This is a genomic window from Parapedobacter lycopersici, from assembly GCF_040395035.1.
Classification (GTDB): domain Bacteria; phylum Bacteroidota; class Bacteroidia; order Sphingobacteriales; family Sphingobacteriaceae; genus Parapedobacter; species Parapedobacter lycopersici_A.
Genome location: NZ_JBEBRB010000002.1, coordinates 97499 through 116062 on the forward strand (window position 1 = coordinate 97499; position 18564 = coordinate 116062).

Genomic DNA, 18564 nt, shown 5'->3' on the forward strand with positions numbered 1-18564 from the left:
GCGGGTCCGCATATTCTGCTTAGTTGCGTGACTTACCGGCCCTGTGCCCCGGACCCGAGTAATATAAAATATACAAGTAACATAACCCCATCAGGATCAGAAAGATCAACTGAAAGTCGAATTGATCTTTAAGTGAGGCAAACAGCTGTGGGATGACGGCTCCGCCAGCAATTCCCATCACCATAAAAGCAGCTCCCTTTTCCGTGAATCTGCCCAATCCGGAGATAGCAAGCGGCCAAATAGCCGGCCACATCAGTGCATTAGCCAGGCCCAGAAGAGCAACGAAAGCGACCGACACATAACCGGTAGTGAAATAAGTACCGAGTGTAAAAATGATCCCTAATATAGCCGATATTTTAAGTGCCTGTCCCTGTGTGATAATTTTAGGAATAGTAAATAATCCGATGATGTAGCCTACCAACATCGCTCCCAGGGTAAATGAGGTATATATCGTGGTCTGTGCAGCGGGGATATGAAACCCCTGCGCGTAGGCGCCTATCCCGTCACCGGCCATAACCTCTACCCCGACATATAGAAAAATACAGAGCGCGCCCAGCAGCAGGTGTGGGAACTGGAACACACTTGTCTTTTCTTTGCTTAGGTCGCTATCGCCGACGGGTTCCGCGTTTGCCTCGGATGCGTTGATATCCGGTAACCCCGACTTGGTAACCCATATCGAGAGCAGCACAAGTATGCCGGCCATAACCATATAAGGCATGTAAATCTTGGACGCAAATTCGTTAAGTAACGCTTCCCGCGCATCGTGCGACGGTGCTTCTGCTACGAGCCGTTCCAAGTCCCCTACACCGCTGAAAACCAATGCACTGATGACGATTGGACTCAGGATACCCGCCAGCTTATTGCAGATGCCCATGATGCTGATCCGGCGTGCGGCCGTCTCAATGGGTCCCAGGATACTGATATACGGGTTAGAGGCCGTTTGCAGCAACGATAATCCGGAGCCAATGACAAATAACCCGGCAAGCGATACGTTGTAATTCCGTTGTGTGGCATAAGTTCCGAAGATAAAAGTACCGACAGCCATTACAAATAGCCCCAGCGCCATCCCCTTTTTCATGCCCGTCCGCTCCAGTATCCAGGAAGACGGCAACGCAAGGAAAAAGTACGCCATATAAAACGCGGTGGTAACCATAAATGCCTTGGCGTAAGTATCCAGGTTAAAGGCCAGCTTAACGAAGGTAATAAGTGGGCCGTTGAGCCAGGTAACAAAACCGAAAATAAAGAACAGGATTCCGATAATGATCATTGGTCCCTTAGTGGAACTGGCTGTAGAAGGTTGTGTATTCATCTAGATTTCAGTTATTGGTTTTACTGCACTGCCTAAAAACCATATGCCGTTCGAAATAGGTGGACCAGACAGCACTACAAGACTATAAAATAAAATTAACAATAAGAAACAAAAAAAACAGGCAACCGATTGCTTTACACCCGATATCGGAAAAAAACGGACCAATCCGGTTTATAAGGGCCGTTATGCAATGATCAAAAAAATAGGAAACGCACCGAAATAATATCAGCGCGTTTCCTACACCTAAACCGTATCATAAAACCATGGATATGATTTTATGGTATGTTAAATACAAGTATGCGCGTAAAATGTTTTAGTTGATTTGCGCCTGCTACTGCTCGTTGAGGTATCGCTCGCGAATGATGTTACGGTGATGATTGAGGTGTCCGGCAATGATATAAAGGAATGCGCGAACACTGACCAGACGTTCAGACGCCAGTCCCTTACGGGCCAGTTCCTGGTCGTTAAAACTCTCAAAAAGGAGCAGGTTTGATCGGCGGACCAAGCTGAATTCCTCGGAAAAGCTGGCCAGCGACCGTTCATTGAAGCGTGCGTTGGCAACAAAAACTTCCTCCTCAAAGCCAGGCAGTTCTTTCGTGTCGTTACGGGCGAAACACAATGCACGGTAAGCCATAATGCGTTCGGTATCGATGATATGCCCGACAACTTCCTTAATGGTCCATTTGCCTTCGGCATACGCATATGCTGATTTTCCGGCGGGGATACGTTCCAGAAACTCGGGAAATGTTTCCAGCTGTTCATTCAGCAGATCCATTACATCGCCAACGACCGTTTCAATATAAGGGGCGAAAATTGCCGGGTATTCGTCAGATTTGAGCGGGTTCATACGTTTGGTTACTTGGTAAAATAATTCGGAATGTCGTTCCTTTTTCTATTTCTGATTCTTTCACAAAAATCTGTCCCTTGTGGTAGTCAATCATTCGTTTCGTCAGACTTAATCCTAAGCCCCATCCCCGTTTCCTGGTGGTAAAACCCGGTTGGAAAACGGCATCAAATTTAGCGCGTGGTATGCCTTTTCCGGTGTCGCTAATGTCTATAAAAATTTGCTCTTTTGCAATATTTTCGGAGATCACAATATCAATCCTGCCGGCCGATTCGATTGCATTTGCTGCGTTTTTAAGCAAGTTTTCAAGTACCCAGTCAAATAAAGGCACATTAAGCAGTGCCTGCACTTTGGTATCTCCCGAAACATTGAACACGATCTTATCACTGGTACGTACTTTAAAATAATTGACAAAATCAACCACCACTTTATAAACGGCATGGGGTTGCAATACCGGGGTAGACCCGATTTTGGAAAACCGGTCGGCGACCACCTCCAGCCGCTTGACGTCGTTTTCCATTTCGTAGAGTAATGGATCTTTTTCGGCATCAAACTTCGCCCGTACCAGTTCCAGCCAGGCCATCAGTGACGAAATAGGGGTACCCAGCTGATGGGCTGCTTCCTTGGCAAGTCCAACCCAGACCAGGTTCTGCTCGGACTTCCTTATCGAGTTAAACACCGTATAGGCGATGCCCAGAAAGATCGCGATAAGGGTAAGCTGTACATAAGGGAAAAAACGCAGCTGATTCAGCAGCAGGGAATCTTTATAATAGACAAACCATTGCCCGCCATTGGGTAAGTCAATCACAATAGGCGCGTGGCTCTTTTTCATAATGGCCAGCTGACGCTTGAAATATATGGGGTCGTATTGCAGATCGGTGTCCGCATTGGTACCTTCCAGAATATTGGTCCTCGTCGAATCCAGGTCGCGCCAGTAAATAATACTATCCTGCCCATCGGCGATAATTGCGGGCAACGCGAGGCTATCCCGCACGGCGTAGATAAAGGTAATAAGCTCATCATCCGGATCGGGCATGGTGATGATACTCCGCGTGCTCATGGCCCAGACCTCCGCCTTCGTACGCTCGGATTTAGACAGGTTTCTGACGAGGTAATTGGTATACAGGAGCGACGCTGCCGCGATAAATGCCGCAAAGATGAGCAACACAAATTTCCAGCGTTGTTGGTTATATTGATACGGATTCATCGACAATGGCTACCACCCCCCTGTATTTGTTAATTTTCGCCAAAATACATAATTCCCTGTAAATGGTGATTTCGCGTTCCGTATTTTTATGTTTCCGCTACCAAAAAGGCCGGTCAAAGACGTCGGATAGGCCGATAAGTTTTGACAAATTTAGCTAAGTTTGCACCATGGATGAAAACCGGAAAGTAAGGGTGCGCTTCGCCCCAAGCCCCACCGGGGGTTTGCATTTGGGTGGTGTACGCACCGCGTTGTTTAATTACTTATTTGCCAAACAGCATGGGGGCGATTTTATTCTGAGGATAGAAGATACGGACCAGACGCGGTATGTGCCTGGTGCAGAAGCGTATATCCAGGATTGCCTGCAATGGTGCGGCCTGACACCGGACGAGAGTCCAGTCCATGGCGGTGCTTATGGCCCTTACCGGCAGAGTGAGCGGAAGGCCATGTACCGGCAATATGCCGAGCAGCTGGTAGCCAACGGTTATGCTTACTATGCATTTGACACTTCCGAGGAACTGGAAGCACAGCGCAAACAGCATCCCAACTTCCGGTATAGCCACGAAAATCGGCTTGAGTTGCGCAACTCGCTCAGCCTTCCGGAAGCCGAAACCCAAGCACTTTTGGACGGGGGGCAGGCCCATGTAATCCGGATTAAAGTACCTCTTGACGAAACCATCAGTTTTGAAGACATGATCCGCGGCCGCGTCACCTTTGATTCTTCGCTAATGGATGACAAAGTGCTGCTTAAGGCAGACGGCATGCCCACCTATCACTTAGCTGTAGTAGTTGACGATCATCAAATGGCGATCAGCCATGTTTTCCGCGGCGAAGAATGGTTGCCCTCGGCTCCCATTCACCTCTTGCTGTGGGAATACCTGGGCTGGCGCAGCCAGATGCCCCAATGGGCGCATTTCCCGCTGATCCTGAAACCCGACGGGAACGGCAAGCTTAGCAAACGGGACGGCGACCGGCTGGGCTTTCCGGTATATGCGATGAACTGGCAGGACCCCAAGACCGGCGACCTGACCAAAGGGTTCCGCGAAATGGGTTTTCTTCCCGAAGCATTTGTCAATATGCTGGCATTGCTGGGCTGGAACGACGGCACCGAACAGGAGCTTTTTTCGATGGACGAATTGGTAGCCCGATTCTCGATCGACCGGATCAGTAAGGCGGGTGCCAAATTTGATTTTGAAAAGGCGAAGTGGTTTAACCACGAATGGATTAAGCTGTTGCCAAACCAGGTGTTGATGCCACAGATCATGACGGAATTAGCGGACCAAGGTGTTGATGCCGACGAAACGTATGTGGATACCATACTTACCCTGGTAAAGGAGCGACTCACCTTCACGGCCGATTTCTGGGAGCAGACAGCTTACTTTTTCAGGCAGCCTGATGCCTATGACCTGGCCGCCATACAACCCCGGTGGAACGATGAAAAAACCGCATTTTTCAGGGATATCCTAACGACACTCAACGCTTTTGAGCCCTGGCACCGCGCCGAACTGGAAAGCTGCTATAAAATGGCAATTCAGGCAGCTGGAATGAAAATGGGCGAATTGATGCTACCCCTGCGGGTGATGCTGGTAGGTGGCAAATTCGGCCCCGATGTTTTCGATATTGCGGCATTGCTCGGCAAAAAAGAAACGCTCGCACGCATAACAAAAGGCTTGGCCGCCATTATAGCGTAGCTAGTCCGCCTACCCGGGAGAGAATTAGTCGAGCAGCTCCCTGATATCTTCGACGGAAAGGGATTTGATAAAGCTCTCCTCGGTGGTGATCAGCGTATCCGCGATGGTTTTTTTGCGGTGCTGCAATGCCAGAATTTTCTCTTCTACACTGTCTTTGGTAATGAATTTATAAATAAAGACATTACGCGTTTGCCCGATACGGTGGGTACGGTCAATCGCCTGCTGTTCTACGGCCGGATTCCACCACGGATCGAGGATAAACACATAATCGGCTTCAACCAGGTTGAGTCCTACACCCCCGGCCTTGATGGAAATCAGGAATAACCGCGTATCTTCATCTTCCCGGAACTGCTGAACCACTTCGTCCCTATTTTTGGTAGCCCCGTCCAGGTAAGCGTAACCGACGCCCTGTTTATCAAAATATTGCTTAAAAATAACCAGCTGCTTTACAAACTGGGAAAACACCAACACCTTATTGCCCCGTTGCAACACGTTGTCCAGGGTGTGGATAACGCTTTCGAATTTCCCGGATCCACCCTTATAGGCACTGTCGACCATCCGGGGATGGTTGGCCAGCTGACGCAGCTTGGTAAGCCCCTGTAACAATACGATCTGTGGAGCTTTGTTCTTTTCTTCATCCAGGCCTTCCAGTATTGCGTTCCGATATTCCGATTTGACCCGTTCATACGCCGCAGCCTGTTCATCGTCCATGGCGCAGTAAAAGACCTGTTCCGATTTCGGTGGAAGTTCGGTGGCAACCTGATTTTTCGTGCGGCGGAGCACGAAAGGCTTAATCAGCGCTTGCAGCCGGCGGGCCTTCTCTTCATCTTTCTTTTTTTCAATGGGTTGTACAAATTCCTTCTGGAAATAGGCGTAGCTACCCAGCAATCCCGGATTCAGGAAAGCCATCTGCGACCAGATATCAGCCACCGAATTCTCGATAGGTGTGCCACTCAAAATCAGCCGATGCCTGCTTTTGAGGCTTCTGACCGCTTTAAACGATTTGGATGTTGGGTTTTTGATGCTCTGGCTTTCATCGAGAATGATGTAATCAAAGTAGAATGAAGCCAGCAGCTCTTCGTCGCTGCGGGTAATGCCGTAGGTAGTAATCACCAAATCGTAATCCGCAAAAGCATCCGGCTCCCTTGTCCTGCCAATTCCGGTATGGACGAGTATTCGGAGACCGGGTGCAAATTTCCTGGCTTCATCCTGCCAGTTATACACCAGGGAAGTAGGCATAATAATGAGCGATGTCATTGGTCCCTGCTGGAGCAGCGCCGTTTCTTTCTGCCGCTGTAGCAGTGCCAGCGTCTGGATGGTTTTTCCCAGTCCCATGTCATCGGCCAGGCATCCGCCAAAGCGGTATTGCTGCAGAAAGTGAAACCAGTTATAACCCGCTTTCTGGTAGGGCCGCAGTGTACCCCCGAATTGTGCGGGTTCAGGAACGTCAGTAATTTCGGTGAATGTTTCCAATTGTTTCAGTTTACGGTCGAGTACCAATGCCGTATGCTCCGAAATATCACTGAGCAATCCGATGTGATACTTGCGTAGCCGGATGTGTTTTTTGTCGTCCGAAAACTGGAATAAGTGGTGATACTGCGCAAACCATTCCTCAGGAATCAGTGCAATTTCGCCATTGGGCAATGTCCATTCACGGATGTGGTTCAGGATATGGTTTCGCAGCAGTGAAAACGGAACTTCGTGCGGTCCGAAACGGGCAATGGCCTTCACGTCGAACCAGTCGTTATCTTCACTCACCGTAACGTCCACAGTCGTATGGCCGAAGAAGAAACGCTTATGGGGATCTTCCTGGACAATTTCATACCCCATATCAAGGAGCGCATCATTCTTGTCGCGCAGCCAGTCGAGCACAGACGGCGTGACATCTGCGGACTGACGCCGTATATCCATGCTGCTGAACAAGGCATCAGACTTTTCCAGTCCCATATCCAGCAGCTCCTGCATGCGGTGTTCCTCCCATTGCAACGATCGTTTGATCCGGTGAAAGGTGTACGTGTCCGTCGCGTCATCGTAGTGCATGCGCACCGTCACCGGGTTTTTCCCATCGGCGGTAAACATGTAAGGGCCGTAACGGAAATTCAGCTGCAATTGGGAAGTGCCGTGTGCGGCATAGAGCAGCTTCACAACCGGTGTTGCATTATGCTGGTGGGTTTTGATCTCAAATCCTTCCGCATATACATGATGTTTTTCGATCAATGCGCAGACGAACGTTTCAAAATATTTACGCTCGGTGGGCCGGGTTACCGAGATATAGCGCTTTTGCAGGAAAGGTGACAATTTTTTGCCTTCCAGCGGCTGGTCGAAGTAATACAATATGTTATCCAGCAACATCCAGGCCTGCTGATTAATAATAACCTGGGCATCCTTATACATAAATTCGATACGCTGGCCCTGGTATTTAATGGTCGGAAAGTAGCGGGTTTCCTCACTGTTACGCCGGAAATGGAACAATACTGACGCCGGCTGACCGGCAATCTCAATCCGCTGTTCTGCCGCATATCCGTCCTTTCCCATCAGAAACAACGGCTTGTCGCCGATCAGCTCCAGGGTTTGAAGCAACCGGGCTTCTATTTTGGGCCGGATGTACTCAAAAAACTTCTTATCGAAAAATTTGGTAAAAAAGTCGGCTGGCCGGATTGGCTTCTTGTGGTAGCGTTTAATGATATTGGTCTGTTCTACCTCTTCCAGCAGTTTAATCAGCTTTAAGTCGGTATCATCCAATACGCGGGCATAGTCTTTTGACGTATTACTGAATACACGTCGATGGGTTAACGAATAGCCGCCGTTGGGGTTTAACTGCACCACATGGGGCTCAATGAGATAGCCCAGATACGGGTGTTCGCATAAAGAGTAAACCAATTCATAAGGCTGTGCAGTATCGACTTGTTGCATGTAATCCGACGGTATCTCCGAAATAAAGGCGTTAAAGATACGGATTTTTCACCGATTCCGCCGCTTAAAAATGAAACCGGAACTTATTCCGGATTATTACGCTTTTGCAGATGTGCCATTGCGATCCGGATTTCGGCATAAGTCACCTCATCCCCCAATAACGCCTTCATAGGCCCCAAGGATGTACCGGGATTTTTTTGCAGGGTTTCCACAATATATGCGAGCTTGGGCCCGTCCATTAAATCCGTTGCCATTATTTCGTTTCCGATATAATGCATGAGGTGCTGGGTAACTGTTCCTGCTGTCAGACTTCGCTCAGCGGCAATTTCCGGGACGGTTTTACCTGATTTAAACAAGGCGAGGCTAATCCGTTTGGTTTCGCCTTTTGCAGCCTTAGGTTTAGCCGCCGTGTCAGGCAATTCGGCTATGTTGGCAGCTATCGAGTGAAAATCAGCCGTCTTTTTCATGACCTCTTCCAGCAGGTCCCCCTGAGCCAAGGCTCCGGTGATGCTCAGGCATTGCATCAGCTGCTCCCGCTTTCGTTTCACTTCAATCAACAGTGCGGTTATATCATCAACGTACCGTTTAGTCCGTTTCTTTACCGCCCAGGCACGGATATGGGCTTCGAGCGGTGCGATCAGCCGTTCATCCAGTTGCGGCATGAACCAATCCACCGCCTTCGTGGTGCGTTCGCTAATTGCGTCGTGGTTTAGGGTGGTATCGTCACCCAGCAATGTGCGCAACTGATTACGGAACTTATCAGCTACCGTTTTTTGCGCGCCACAGGCCGTATGAATCGTGTGGATAAACACCTGCGCCTGGGCCGGATCGGCGATGTTCCGTGTAGCCAGCCCATCATGCAGGGCAGCAGCAGACTCCGCCAGTCGGTCCCACTTGAATCCATCCAGCAAAATATGCCCTAAATACTGCTGCTGGGACGCTTTCAGCATGCCTGCTACAGCATCTTCGGGCACCACACCGGACGAAAATGTGGCGACACGCTGGTCCGTATGAATGCTATGTGTATTGATCGGGGCATGCAGTACGAGCCCTTCCAGCCCACGCAACCTGCTTAACGCCACATATACCTGTCCGGCTGCGAATGATGCCCCGGCATCAATCACCGCGCGGTCAAAGGTAAGTCCCTGACTCTTGTGGATGGTAATTGCCCACGCCAGCCGCAGCGGAAATTGGGCAAACGTACCCAATAGTTCTTCGTGTACCACGTCAGTTGTGCTGTCATAGTGGTAACGGATGTTTTCCCAGACCTCGCGCTGTACACCAACGGCTTCATCGCCGTTTTTAAATCCAACCGTAACCATCGCCTCGGCTTCATCAATCTGTTGTATAAAACCGATTTTCCCATTGTAAAACTTACGGCTTTCCCCGCTATCGTTGCGAACAAACATCACTTGTGCTCCCACTTTAAGTGTTAAGGTTTCGTCCACCGGAAAGGACCCCTCGCCGAACTCATCTTTGACGATGGCCTTCAGCTGCACCGGTTTGCCGGGCAATGCCTCCAGTTCTTTCTGGTTGATGGCATCGGCGCGGTGGTTATGTGTAGTGAGCATAATGTACGGTGCCGATGCATCAGCGGTAAAATCCGGTTTGCAGTAATCATTCAGCATCGCCAGCTGCTCAGCCGTACAGCGATTGTTCCGGATATTATTCAACAGGTCTATAAATTGCTGATCGCGCTGGCGATAGATCGTTTTGAGCTCCAATAAAATCGGCGGATGTTCCTGCAATACCCTGGCGTCAAAGAAGAAAGGGCTTGGGTAATAATGCTGCATGATTTCCCGTTCCCGTTCCTTGACCACGGGCGGCAGTTGATACATATCGCCAATAAACAACAGCTGTAAACCGCCAAAAGGGCGCGCGTCACGCCGTACCGAGCGCAATATGGCGTCTATGGCATCGAGCAGATCCGCACGGAGCATGGAAACCTCATCAATCACCAGCAGCTCGATCTCCCGGAGTAACGCCCGGCGTTGTTTGGTCAGCTTTATCTTGCTGAACAGGCGGCGTCGGTTGTAGATCTGGCTGTCCTCTTGGTTCCATGCCAGTTCATAATCTTCGATATACATGCCGAACGGCAACCAGAATAACGAATGTAAAGTCATCCCCCCTGCATTCATCGCCGCTACGCCGGTTGGCGCGGCAATTGCCATTTTTTTATAACTATGCTGCCGAATATAATGCAGGAAGGTAGTTTTACCGGTACCTGCTTTACCCGTTAGAAAGATATTGCGGTTCGTATGGTTTACGAAGGAAACCGCCTGCATAAAAGCCGTATTCTGTACATCCAGTTTAACCATGCGCAATCAAAAGTAGGTTTAAGGTTTATGTTAAAACCGTGGAACGGCACAAAAATACATAATTCTTTCCTGTATCGCGGAGGGCAGCAGGTGCATTTCCACTCACCGCTACGCAGACGCATGTCAGTCAGCTGGAACGGCGGCGTACGCAATGCGCTCATTACTGTTGGGAAACCTTGGCATTTTTCCTTAATTTGTATTTGGCTGCGGTTGCCCCTACCGGCAACGGACAGTCTCCTATACCCTCCCTATTTTTTTCCTGACCAATCTCGCTTCTGCTTCGCTATGAAACCGGATTAGGGCTGCCCTGTGTCCGGGGTGAGTCCGGTTTTCTTCAGAAAAACCTGGACTCACTATGGACTCACCCTGGACTCACTATGGACTCATCCCGAAGCAGGTGTGGAAACAGTCGCTCGCTGGTACAGTGCGGTGGGAAAGAAGACAGCCGCTCCCAACAACCGGCATGACCGAAAGGCGACCGCCCATCCAAATCGGAAGATACCGCTATTTTTACCGATTAATCATTTAGATTAATTCTAAATTTAATATCTTTGACCACTATTTCTTAATCGCGTTATGAGTCAGTATCGATCAATTGCTTCGTTAAGTCCAGGGGAAACCGGAACCATTGCCGGTTACCGATCCAATGATATTCCCATCAAAGTATATGAGATGGGCCTTTTACCGGGGGAAGTGTTTACCCTGACCCACCGCCTGCCTTTCAACGGCCCCGTTTGCATACGCGTTAAAAACAACCCGAATTCGATAGCCCTGCGTGCAACAGAGGCGGACCTGATCTTAATAGAATCGACATAAGCACCATGATAGAAATGAAAATTGCCCTGGTTGGAAACCCCAACGTTGGCAAATCAACTATATTTAACCAGTTAACCGGATTAAGACAAAAAGCAGGCAATTACCCGGGGGTGACCGTGGAGCGGAAAACCGGAACCTTCACGCACCAGCAGGTTAAATACCAGCTGATTGATTTGCCCGGCGCATATGGTATTCACCCGTCATCGTTGGATGAAGAGGTGGTTTACCGTGTGTTGGCCGATCCACAGAACCCCAATTATCCCGAAAAGGTAGTTGTCATCGGCGACCCGTTCAACTTAAAACGGTCGGTGCTATTGTATCAGCAGATCCGGGAAATGGGATTGCCGGCAATCTTTGTCATCAATATGATTGATGAGGCTGAGCGGGCCGGACTGGTTATTGATGTTCAGCAGCTGGAAAAGGTGTTGGCTACCAAAGTACTGTTAACGGATGCACGCTCGGGAAAAGGCATTGATGAGTTGCGTGCAGCTTTGCAGCATCAACCCGGCGAATACGCAGCCGCCTTTGATATTCCGGAAGAATATGCGGCCAGCGTAATGCAAACGAAACAGATCACTGGCGCCCGGAATAACTACAATGCCTGGCTGACGCTATCGCAGAAACATCACAGGTACCTGCCTGCTGACCAGGCGGATGAACTGGCAACGTTGCGCAAAGACCAAAGCATTAACTACCACCGGCTGCAAATTCAGGAAACCTTGGCCCGATACACGTGGCTGGACCAACAGCTGGCAACCACGGTTAAAGATACCACTAAGAAAAGGGAAAATGCAACCGCACGCTTAGACAAACTGCTGATCCACCCGTTTTGGGGATATGTCATCTTCTTTGCCCTGCTGCTGCTGATCTTTCAGGCAATCTATACCTGGTCAGGTCCCTTCATGGATGCCATTGATAACGGTTTTGCCTGGTTAGCAGCGGCCACCAGCGAACTGCTCCCGGCAGGCCCGTTCAACGGACTGATTACCGACGGTATCATTACCGGCATAGGGGGTATCGTTATCTTTATCCCGCAAATCGCCATCCTGTTTATTTTTATTTCACTGATGGAGGAATCGGGTTACATGAGTCGGGTGGTTTACCTGATGGACAGGTGGCTCAAGCCATTTGGTCTCAGTGGCAAAAGTGCCGTGCCGCTGATGTCCGGCGCTGCCTGTGCGATTCCCGCGGTCATGTCGGCCCGGACCATTGAAAACGATAAAGAGCGGTTAATCACCATCTTGGTGACGCCTTTTATGACCTGTTCAGCCAGGCTGCCGATTTACATCATCATTATCGGTCTTGTCATCCCTCAGACGAAGTTCATGGGGCTGGATTTACAAGGCCTTGTTTTGTTCGGCATGTACGTATTGGGCGTAGTTGCTGCCCTGGGCAGTGCCTGGGTACTGAAACAGGTAATGAAAACAAGCTATAAAAGCTACCTGATCCTCGAAATGCCCACTTATAAATATCCGGTGGTACGGAACGTCCTGTACAATGTGTGGGACAAAACCATGGGTTTCGTACTGGGTGCCGGTAAAATCATCCTGGCCATCAGTATCATCCTGTGGGTACTCGGGTCGTTCGGAATCAGTGAACGCTTTACCAATGCGGAAGAGATTGTCCGGATGGAAAATCCGGGCATTGACGAGGAAGCATTCGAGAACCGCGTACAGTCGGAACGGCTGGAGTATTCATTTCTCGGTTCCATGGGCCGCGCTATTGAGCCGGTCATCGAACCGCTGGGCTACGATTGGAAAATGGGCATCGGACTGATATCGTCTTTCGCAGCACGGGAAGTTTTTGTGAGTACGATGGCCACGGTATACAGTTTAGGCGGCACAGACGATGAACTGACCATCCGGGAGCGTATGGGCGCTGAAATTAATCAGAACACCAGAAGGCCGGCGTACAATTTTGCTTCCGGTATATCCTTACTTTTGTTTTATGCTTTCGCCATGCAATGCATGAGCACGATTGCCATTGTCCGGAAAGAAACAAACTCCTGGAAATGGACGTTTATACAGCTGGCATTTATGACCGGATTTGCGTATCTTGCAGCATTGCTTGCCTATCAAATGTTAAAATAATATGGATGCAATTACGATTCAATACCTGATCATTGGCACCTTGTTTGTCGTCGCGCTTGCATACCTGATCCGGCGGACCAGGCGGTCTTTCAAGGGCGGAAAATCCTGCTCAAAGGGTTGTGGCTGCGCATTCACCGAAAAAACAGAACCGTTGAATACCAGCCGGCTTTGAAAACGCATCGGGATTTTCTATATTAGCCCAAATCAAAATATAGACCATGACTTACCAAGCAAAGGAGCAGCTTTTTGCCGAAATTGAAGGGAAACTGACAGAACAGGGTTTCCGGATTGTGCAACAGGACCAGACCCGGCCATGGGGCGGTTTTTTTGTTATCGAAGAAGCGCAGGCACAGCAATTTGCAAATACCTATTTCGATGGGCTGAATGTACAGGAACTCAAAATAGCTGGTAAGCTCAGTCCCAAAGTTCTGGTCGTCGCACCCGGAAAGCGGCTTTCCTGGCAATACCATCACCGACGTGCCGAGATTTGGCAGGTGGTGCGGGGTACCGTTGGCGTAGTAACCAGCGATACCGATGAGGAGCACGAACTGCAAATGCTGAAACCGGGCGATGTGATCCGCCTTAACCAAGGCGAACGCCATCGTCTTGTCGGACTGGATGAGTGGGGTGTCCTTGCTGAAATATGGCAGCACACGGATGCACAAAACCCATCAGATGAAGATGATATTGTACGTGTACAGGACGATTTTGGCCGTTAATCCCGCGGCTTCTTATCGCACTGCCGCTTTACAGTGCTAGTTCCCAATCACCGATTTCCCGGTCGTATTTTCCGACGGCTTCCCTCCCAATAAAAAATGTGTGTGGAATATGGATTCCTGTAGCATCCTCGTAGCACAATGCGTCATTATAGAATAAAGGCAATTTAAGTAAGTTTGCATTGCGCACACATTCAGGTCTTATAAAAAGAAACAGCATGATCCGCAACCTCTTCGCTCTACTGGTGATGACCATCGCCATAACCTCGTTAACAATGGCCCAGCAAGAATCGGCTAATCACTCATTTGAACCGGCATGGAAACAGATTGATTCCCTGATGGATAAGGGACTTCCGCAATCTGCCGCAAAAGTTGCACAGGGTATACTGGCCACCGCACAGGCAAAAAAAGACAGTCCCAATACCATCAAGGCAGAGCTGTTTCTCATCAGTGTGGGCAATACGGTTCAGGAGAATGCGGCAATCAGCCACATTCAACGCATCGATTCCATTATCGGGGAAAGCACGGGAGCAGAAAAAGCGCTCTGGCAAAGCATCAATGCCGCGTATTATTGGCAATATTACCAACGTAACCGCTGGACGATCCTTGATCGCACACCGCTCGTTGGCACGCCTCCCGCCGATATCGCCACCTGGGATGCAGCGGCGTTCATTGCCCGGGCAAGCGAGCTCTATCTCGCCTCCATTATCGACAGGGAAATGCTCCAGGCAATACCGGTTGAACGCTATGCTCCACTATTGGTGGACGGCAAAAACACCCGGCACCTGCGCCCCTCGTTATATGACTTCCTTGCCTTCCGTGCGATTGAATTCTTTCAGAACGACGAGAAAGATGTAATTAAACCGGCCTACCAATTTCAGATCGACGGTACGCTGTGGTTTGAATCTGCAGCGCGCCTCGCCGAAGTTAAGGTGAATCCTGTGAATCCGGAGGCGTTGCATTTCCGGGCATTGCATACTTACCAGCAACTGCTGGCCTTCCACCTTCACGATAAAAATCCGGAGGCGCTGATCGATGCCGATTTACAGCGACTGGCTTTCGTACACCAATATGCGGTGCACCCGCAGAAGGACAGCCTGTATCTACAGGCGCTCCGGCTGCTGGAACAACGCTATTCCGCTGTACCGGCGGGTGCGCAGGTCACGTACCGGAAGCTTGAATTCCTGTACAATAGCCGTTCAAACAGCTCGGCGGATACACTGGACCTACCGGCGTTAAAAAAGCAGCTCGACCTGCTTATTGAACGTTTTCCGACAGCAGAGGGTGCGGTGAACGCTGCACAACTCCGCTATGAATTGACCAGCCCATCCGTGGGCCTGCAAAGTGAATCGGTTATACTGCCGGACGAAAACAGCAAAGTGCTTGTAACTTATCGCAATTTAAACCGGGCATTCCTTCGGATCTATCGGCTGCCGGCATCCCAAGATTCGCGCCGACAGGGACTAAGTGACGAAGAACAGGCCCGTCTGCTGAAAAGTAAGCCGCTTCGCACGTGGGATACGGACCTACCGGGCGCGGCCGACCTAAACGAACATCGTATAGAACTTAAAATAGCGCCATTGCCGGCAGGGAGCTACCTGTTGGTTATTTCCGCAAAGCCGGAATTCGGAACCGATGAAAATGCACTGCATGCCGTCCCTTTCCAGGTATCGGACGCCAGTGTAATCTTCCAGAACACAGGGCAAGGTAATTGGCTGGTGGCACTGCATCGGAAATCGGGCATGCCGCTGCGGGGAGCACAGGTAATCTTCTGGGGAAATAACTGGGATTCGAAGACCCGGAAATATGAATACAGCAAACTTGGCCAGTCTCGCACAGATGAAGACGGCAAGGCACTTATCACCGACTCCGGAATCAAAAGCCGACAAATCGACCGCATTTCTTTGGTGTACAATAACGACACGTTACAAACGGACGGCTATTTTTACGTACAGAACGACTCTGGGAATCCGGAAAAATTCCACCGGCAAACCTTCCTGTTCACAGACCGTGGCATTTATCGTCCCGGTCAAACGATCTATTTTAAGGGTATCCTGGTAGCACATGATAATCAGCGGAAAAGCAATGCCGTTTTAGCGAATGTGAAACGGGAAGTGACCCTCTATGACGCCAACGACCAAAAAGTAACATCACTTGAGCTGACGACCAACGGGTTTGGTTCATTTTCAGGCAAATTTACCGCGCCCGAAAGCGGGCTTACCGGCCAGATGCGGATCGCCGATGAGAATGGAACCGTCTACTTTTCCGTGGAGGAGTACAAACGGCCAAGATTCCAAGTGTCATTTGATACGGTAAAATCGGCCATTGCACTGAATGATACGGTCGTCTTCAGCGGGCGTGCGCAGGCATATGCCGGCAATGATATCAGCGGCGCGGAAGTAAAATACCGGGTGGTCAGACGTGCGCGGTTCCCTTATTTTTGGGCTTTCCGTCGCTGGGGACAACCCCGATCCCCGGAAATGGAAATCACAAACGGCACCGTGTTTACCCAGGCGGACGGCTCGTTTGAAATTTCTTTTACCACCATTCCGGATAAGCAGATAGACCCGGAAACCTTACCGGTATTTACCTACTCAGTATATGCTGACGTGACGGATATCAACGGGGAAACACAAAGTGGGAACCAGGATGTCAATGCCGGTTACCGGTCGTTGCAGATTCAAGCTAATGTGGCTGAGCAGCTCGATGTCCGTAAAGTACATCAGCTGACCGTGCAGACACAGAACCTCAATCAGGTACCTGTACCAACCGAAGTATCTATTTCAATTGTTCCACTACGTTTCCCGGGCAAACTGTATCGGGAACGCCGGTGGGAAAAGCCCGATCAGCACTTATTGTCCGAATCGGAGTTCCGCAACGCATTTCCGGACGACGAATATGAAAATGAGGCCGATTATACGTATTGGCCATCAGAGCCATCCATCTATCAGGCAACGCTGAATACTGCCAAGCAGACCGTCCTGGAATTACCTGCTTCCCTATGGAAAAAAGAAGGATGGCATGTGATTGAGTTAAAAGCGACGGATACCCGAGGCGGCACAGTTACCGAAAAGAAATACATTTATGCAAGCGACCCTGTTGCTTCGGCAAAGGCGCAATCTGCATTTTCGGTGAACCTGCAGGAGCACGCGTTACGGCCGGGCGATACGCTGTCCATCGCCGTGAAGACAGGCTTTGACAGCACTTATGTACTGGAAAGCAATACGGATGTAAGCCCGGAATTCATGACATTTTCCGAATTCAGGCAGATCAGCCGTCCGATTACCGAGCGTGACCGGGGTGGACTGGGTTTTCGCTGGATTTATGTACGCAACAACCGTGTATATACCGCCGAACAGCAGATCGATGTTCCGTGGTCAAATCGCGACCTTCAGCTGGAGTGGGCAACCCACCGTGATAAATTATTACCCGGCGCGCAGGAAGAGTGGCGGCTCACGATCACCGGCGATAAAAAGGATATTGTTGCCGCAGAAGTGGTAGCAGGCCTATATGACGCGTCGCTGGACGCCCTGAAACCGCATAGCTGGTCATGGGATAAACTATCACCAAACCGTTACCTCAACGGCTATTGGAATGTACAGGGGTTTGATGTGAATTATGGTTCCTTGTGGCTGAATAACCTAAATGGCAACCGTCCGCAAAGTTATGACAAACGCTACGATCGGCTGTTCAGCTACGCATCGGTCTTATATGGTAGAAACTTACGGTTACGGGGTGCTACCCGTATGGCCACGCCCGAGGCGGTCCCGGTGATGGAAGAACAAAGCCTTGCCGAAGGAATTGCGGGAAAAGCCAGCGGCATACAGGCATCAGCGGATGCCGCCACTGCCGGCTACGGTGAAACCGGTGACAGTGTTGCCAATCAGGTCGGCGCACCTCCGGCGGAAGCTGCGGAGACCACCGTACCCGCACGCACCAATTTACAGGAAACGGCATTTTTTCTTCCGGAATTAACCACGGACGCGGAAGGCAATGTATCCATCAGGTTCACGATGCCCGAGGCGCTGACGGAGTGGAAATTAATGGCACTTGCTCATACGACGGACTGGAAAACCGGCTACCTGGAGGGCACAGTAAAAACCCAGAAAGACCTGATGGTAATGCCCAACCTGCCCCGTTTTCTCCGTCAGGGCGACCGGGTCCGGATCAGTGCCCGGATCAGCAACATCAGCACAGCGGCATTGGACGGTGTCGCCCAGCTAACGCTGCTGGATGCGACCACCCTGGAGCCAGTGCAGGGCTTTGGTCAGGGGGTTATGCAGCAGGACTTCACCATTGCCGCCAGTCAAAGCACGGCGGTGGATTGGATGCTGGATGTTCCCAACGACTATTATACGCCGGTAGTTGTACGCATTACCGCCCGGGCAGGTAATTTCACGGATGGTGAAGAAAACACCCTACCTGTAATCACCAACCGCATGCTTGTAACGGAAACCCTGCCGTTACCGGTCCGCGGCAATGAAAACCGGACCTTTACCCTGCCCAAGTTACTGGAGGGCGGAAGCAACACCTTAACGCATCATGCGCTTACAGTGGAATTCACCGGTAATCCGGCATGGTATGCGGTGCAGGCACTTCCCTACTTAATGGAGTATCCGTATGAGTGTGCCGAACAGGTGTTCAGCCGGTTCTATGCCAATGC

General features: G+C 50.2%; 11 protein-coding genes. 6 read left to right on the top strand and 5 right to left on the bottom strand.

All coding sequences use genetic code 11. The features are described 5' to 3' along the window. Positions 1–19: 19 nt before the first annotated feature. The 3 genes from ABWO75_RS01505 to ABWO75_RS01515 all read right to left on the bottom strand — a co-directional run bounded on the left by ABWO75_RS01505 (position 20) and on the right by ABWO75_RS01515 (position 3360). Positions 20–1309 carry a sugar MFS transporter gene (locus tag ABWO75_RS01505; RefSeq protein ID WP_353181844.1) on the bottom strand — a complete coding sequence of 430 codons (1290 nt, stop codon included), beginning with the start codon at positions 1307–1309 and terminating at the stop codon, positions 20–22. Between the two features lie 331 nt (positions 1310–1640). Continuing rightward, a complete protein-coding gene (locus tag ABWO75_RS01510) occupies positions 1641–2156 on the bottom strand; it encodes a DinB family protein (protein WP_353181846.1) in 516 nt (171 codons plus the stop codon). Beyond that, on the bottom strand, positions 2137–3360 hold the full coding sequence (locus ABWO75_RS01515; protein WP_353181848.1) for a sensor histidine kinase: 1224 nt from the start codon (positions 3358–3360) through the stop codon (positions 2137–2139). The genes ABWO75_RS01510 and ABWO75_RS01515 overlap by 20 nt, the downstream gene beginning before the upstream one ends. A 167-nt stretch (positions 3361–3527) precedes the next feature. Here ABWO75_RS01515 and gltX point away from each other — a divergent pair, with 167 nt between their 5' ends. Beyond that, complete coding sequence (gene gltX, locus ABWO75_RS01520) at positions 3528–5048, top strand: glutamate--tRNA ligase (RefSeq protein WP_353181850.1); 1521 nt, start codon at positions 3528–3530, stop codon at positions 5046–5048. Positions 5049–5072: 24 nt separating this feature from the next. On the opposite strand, the gene ABWO75_RS01525 is transcribed toward gltX, so the two are convergent. Continuing rightward, positions 5073–7961: a DEAD/DEAH box helicase gene (locus ABWO75_RS01525; RefSeq protein ID WP_353181852.1), complete on the bottom strand. Its 2889-nt coding sequence runs from the start codon at positions 7959–7961 to the stop codon at positions 5073–5075. Positions 7962–8044: 83 nt separating this feature from the next. Further along, positions 8045–10279: a helix-turn-helix domain-containing protein gene (locus ABWO75_RS01530; protein ID WP_353181854.1), complete on the bottom strand. Its 2235-nt coding sequence runs from the start codon at positions 10277–10279 to the stop codon at positions 8045–8047. 576 nt (positions 10280–10855) lie between these two features. Between ABWO75_RS01530 and ABWO75_RS01535 the strand changes: the two genes are divergently transcribed. The 5 genes from ABWO75_RS01535 to ABWO75_RS01555 form a co-directional block, all read left to right on the top strand. Continuing rightward, the gene (locus ABWO75_RS01535) at positions 10856–11095 is read left to right on the top strand and encodes a FeoA family protein (protein ID WP_353181856.1); all 240 of its coding nucleotides are present in this window, start codon (positions 10856–10858) and stop codon (positions 11093–11095) included. A 5-nt stretch (positions 11096–11100) separates the two neighbouring features. Next, complete coding sequence (gene feoB / locus ABWO75_RS01540) at positions 11101–13185, top strand: ferrous iron transport protein B (RefSeq protein ID WP_353181858.1); 2085 nt, start codon at positions 11101–11103, stop codon at positions 13183–13185. Between the two features lies 1 nt (position 13186). Further along, positions 13187–13357: a FeoB-associated Cys-rich membrane protein gene (locus ABWO75_RS01545; protein WP_353181860.1), complete on the top strand. Its 171-nt coding sequence runs from the start codon at positions 13187–13189 to the stop codon at positions 13355–13357. Between the two features lie 46 nt (positions 13358–13403). Beyond that, the gene (locus tag ABWO75_RS01550) at positions 13404–13904 is read left to right on the top strand and encodes a cupin domain-containing protein (RefSeq protein ID WP_353181862.1); all 501 of its coding nucleotides are present in this window, start codon (positions 13404–13406) and stop codon (positions 13902–13904) included. Between the two features lie 215 nt (positions 13905–14119). Next, positions 14120–18564, top strand: a 4445-nt coding sequence (locus ABWO75_RS01555; RefSeq protein ID WP_353181864.1) for an alpha-2-macroglobulin family protein, incomplete at its 3' end; no start/stop codon positions are given.

Bases quoted from the DNA above. Each gene is read 5' to 3' on its own strand.
- ABWO75_RS01505 (WP_353181844.1), bottom strand. From the start codon at position 1,309: ATGAATACACAACCTTCTACAGCCAGTTCCACTAAGGGACCAATGATC.
- ABWO75_RS01510 (WP_353181846.1), bottom strand. From the start codon at position 2,156: ATGAACCCGCTCAAATCTGACGAATACCCGGCAATTTTCGCCCCTTAT.
- ABWO75_RS01515 (WP_353181848.1), bottom strand. From the start codon at position 3,360: ATGAATCCGTATCAATATAACCAACAACGCTGGAAATTTGTGTTGCTC.
- gltX (WP_353181850.1), top strand. From the start codon at position 3,528: ATGGATGAAAACCGGAAAGTAAGGGTGCGCTTCGCCCCAAGCCCCACC.
- ABWO75_RS01525 (WP_353181852.1), bottom strand. From the start codon at position 7,961: ATGCAACAAGTCGATACTGCACAGCCTTATGAATTGGTTTACTCTTTA.
- ABWO75_RS01530 (WP_353181854.1), bottom strand. From the start codon at position 10,279: ATGGTTAAACTGGATGTACAGAATACGGCTTTTATGCAGGCGGTTTCC.
- ABWO75_RS01535 (WP_353181856.1), top strand. From the start codon at position 10,856: ATGAGTCAGTATCGATCAATTGCTTCGTTAAGTCCAGGGGAAACCGGA.
- feoB (WP_353181858.1), top strand. From the start codon at position 11,101: ATGATAGAAATGAAAATTGCCCTGGTTGGAAACCCCAACGTTGGCAAA.
- ABWO75_RS01545 (WP_353181860.1), top strand. From the start codon at position 13,187: ATGGATGCAATTACGATTCAATACCTGATCATTGGCACCTTGTTTGTC.
- ABWO75_RS01550 (WP_353181862.1), top strand. From the start codon at position 13,404: ATGACTTACCAAGCAAAGGAGCAGCTTTTTGCCGAAATTGAAGGGAAA.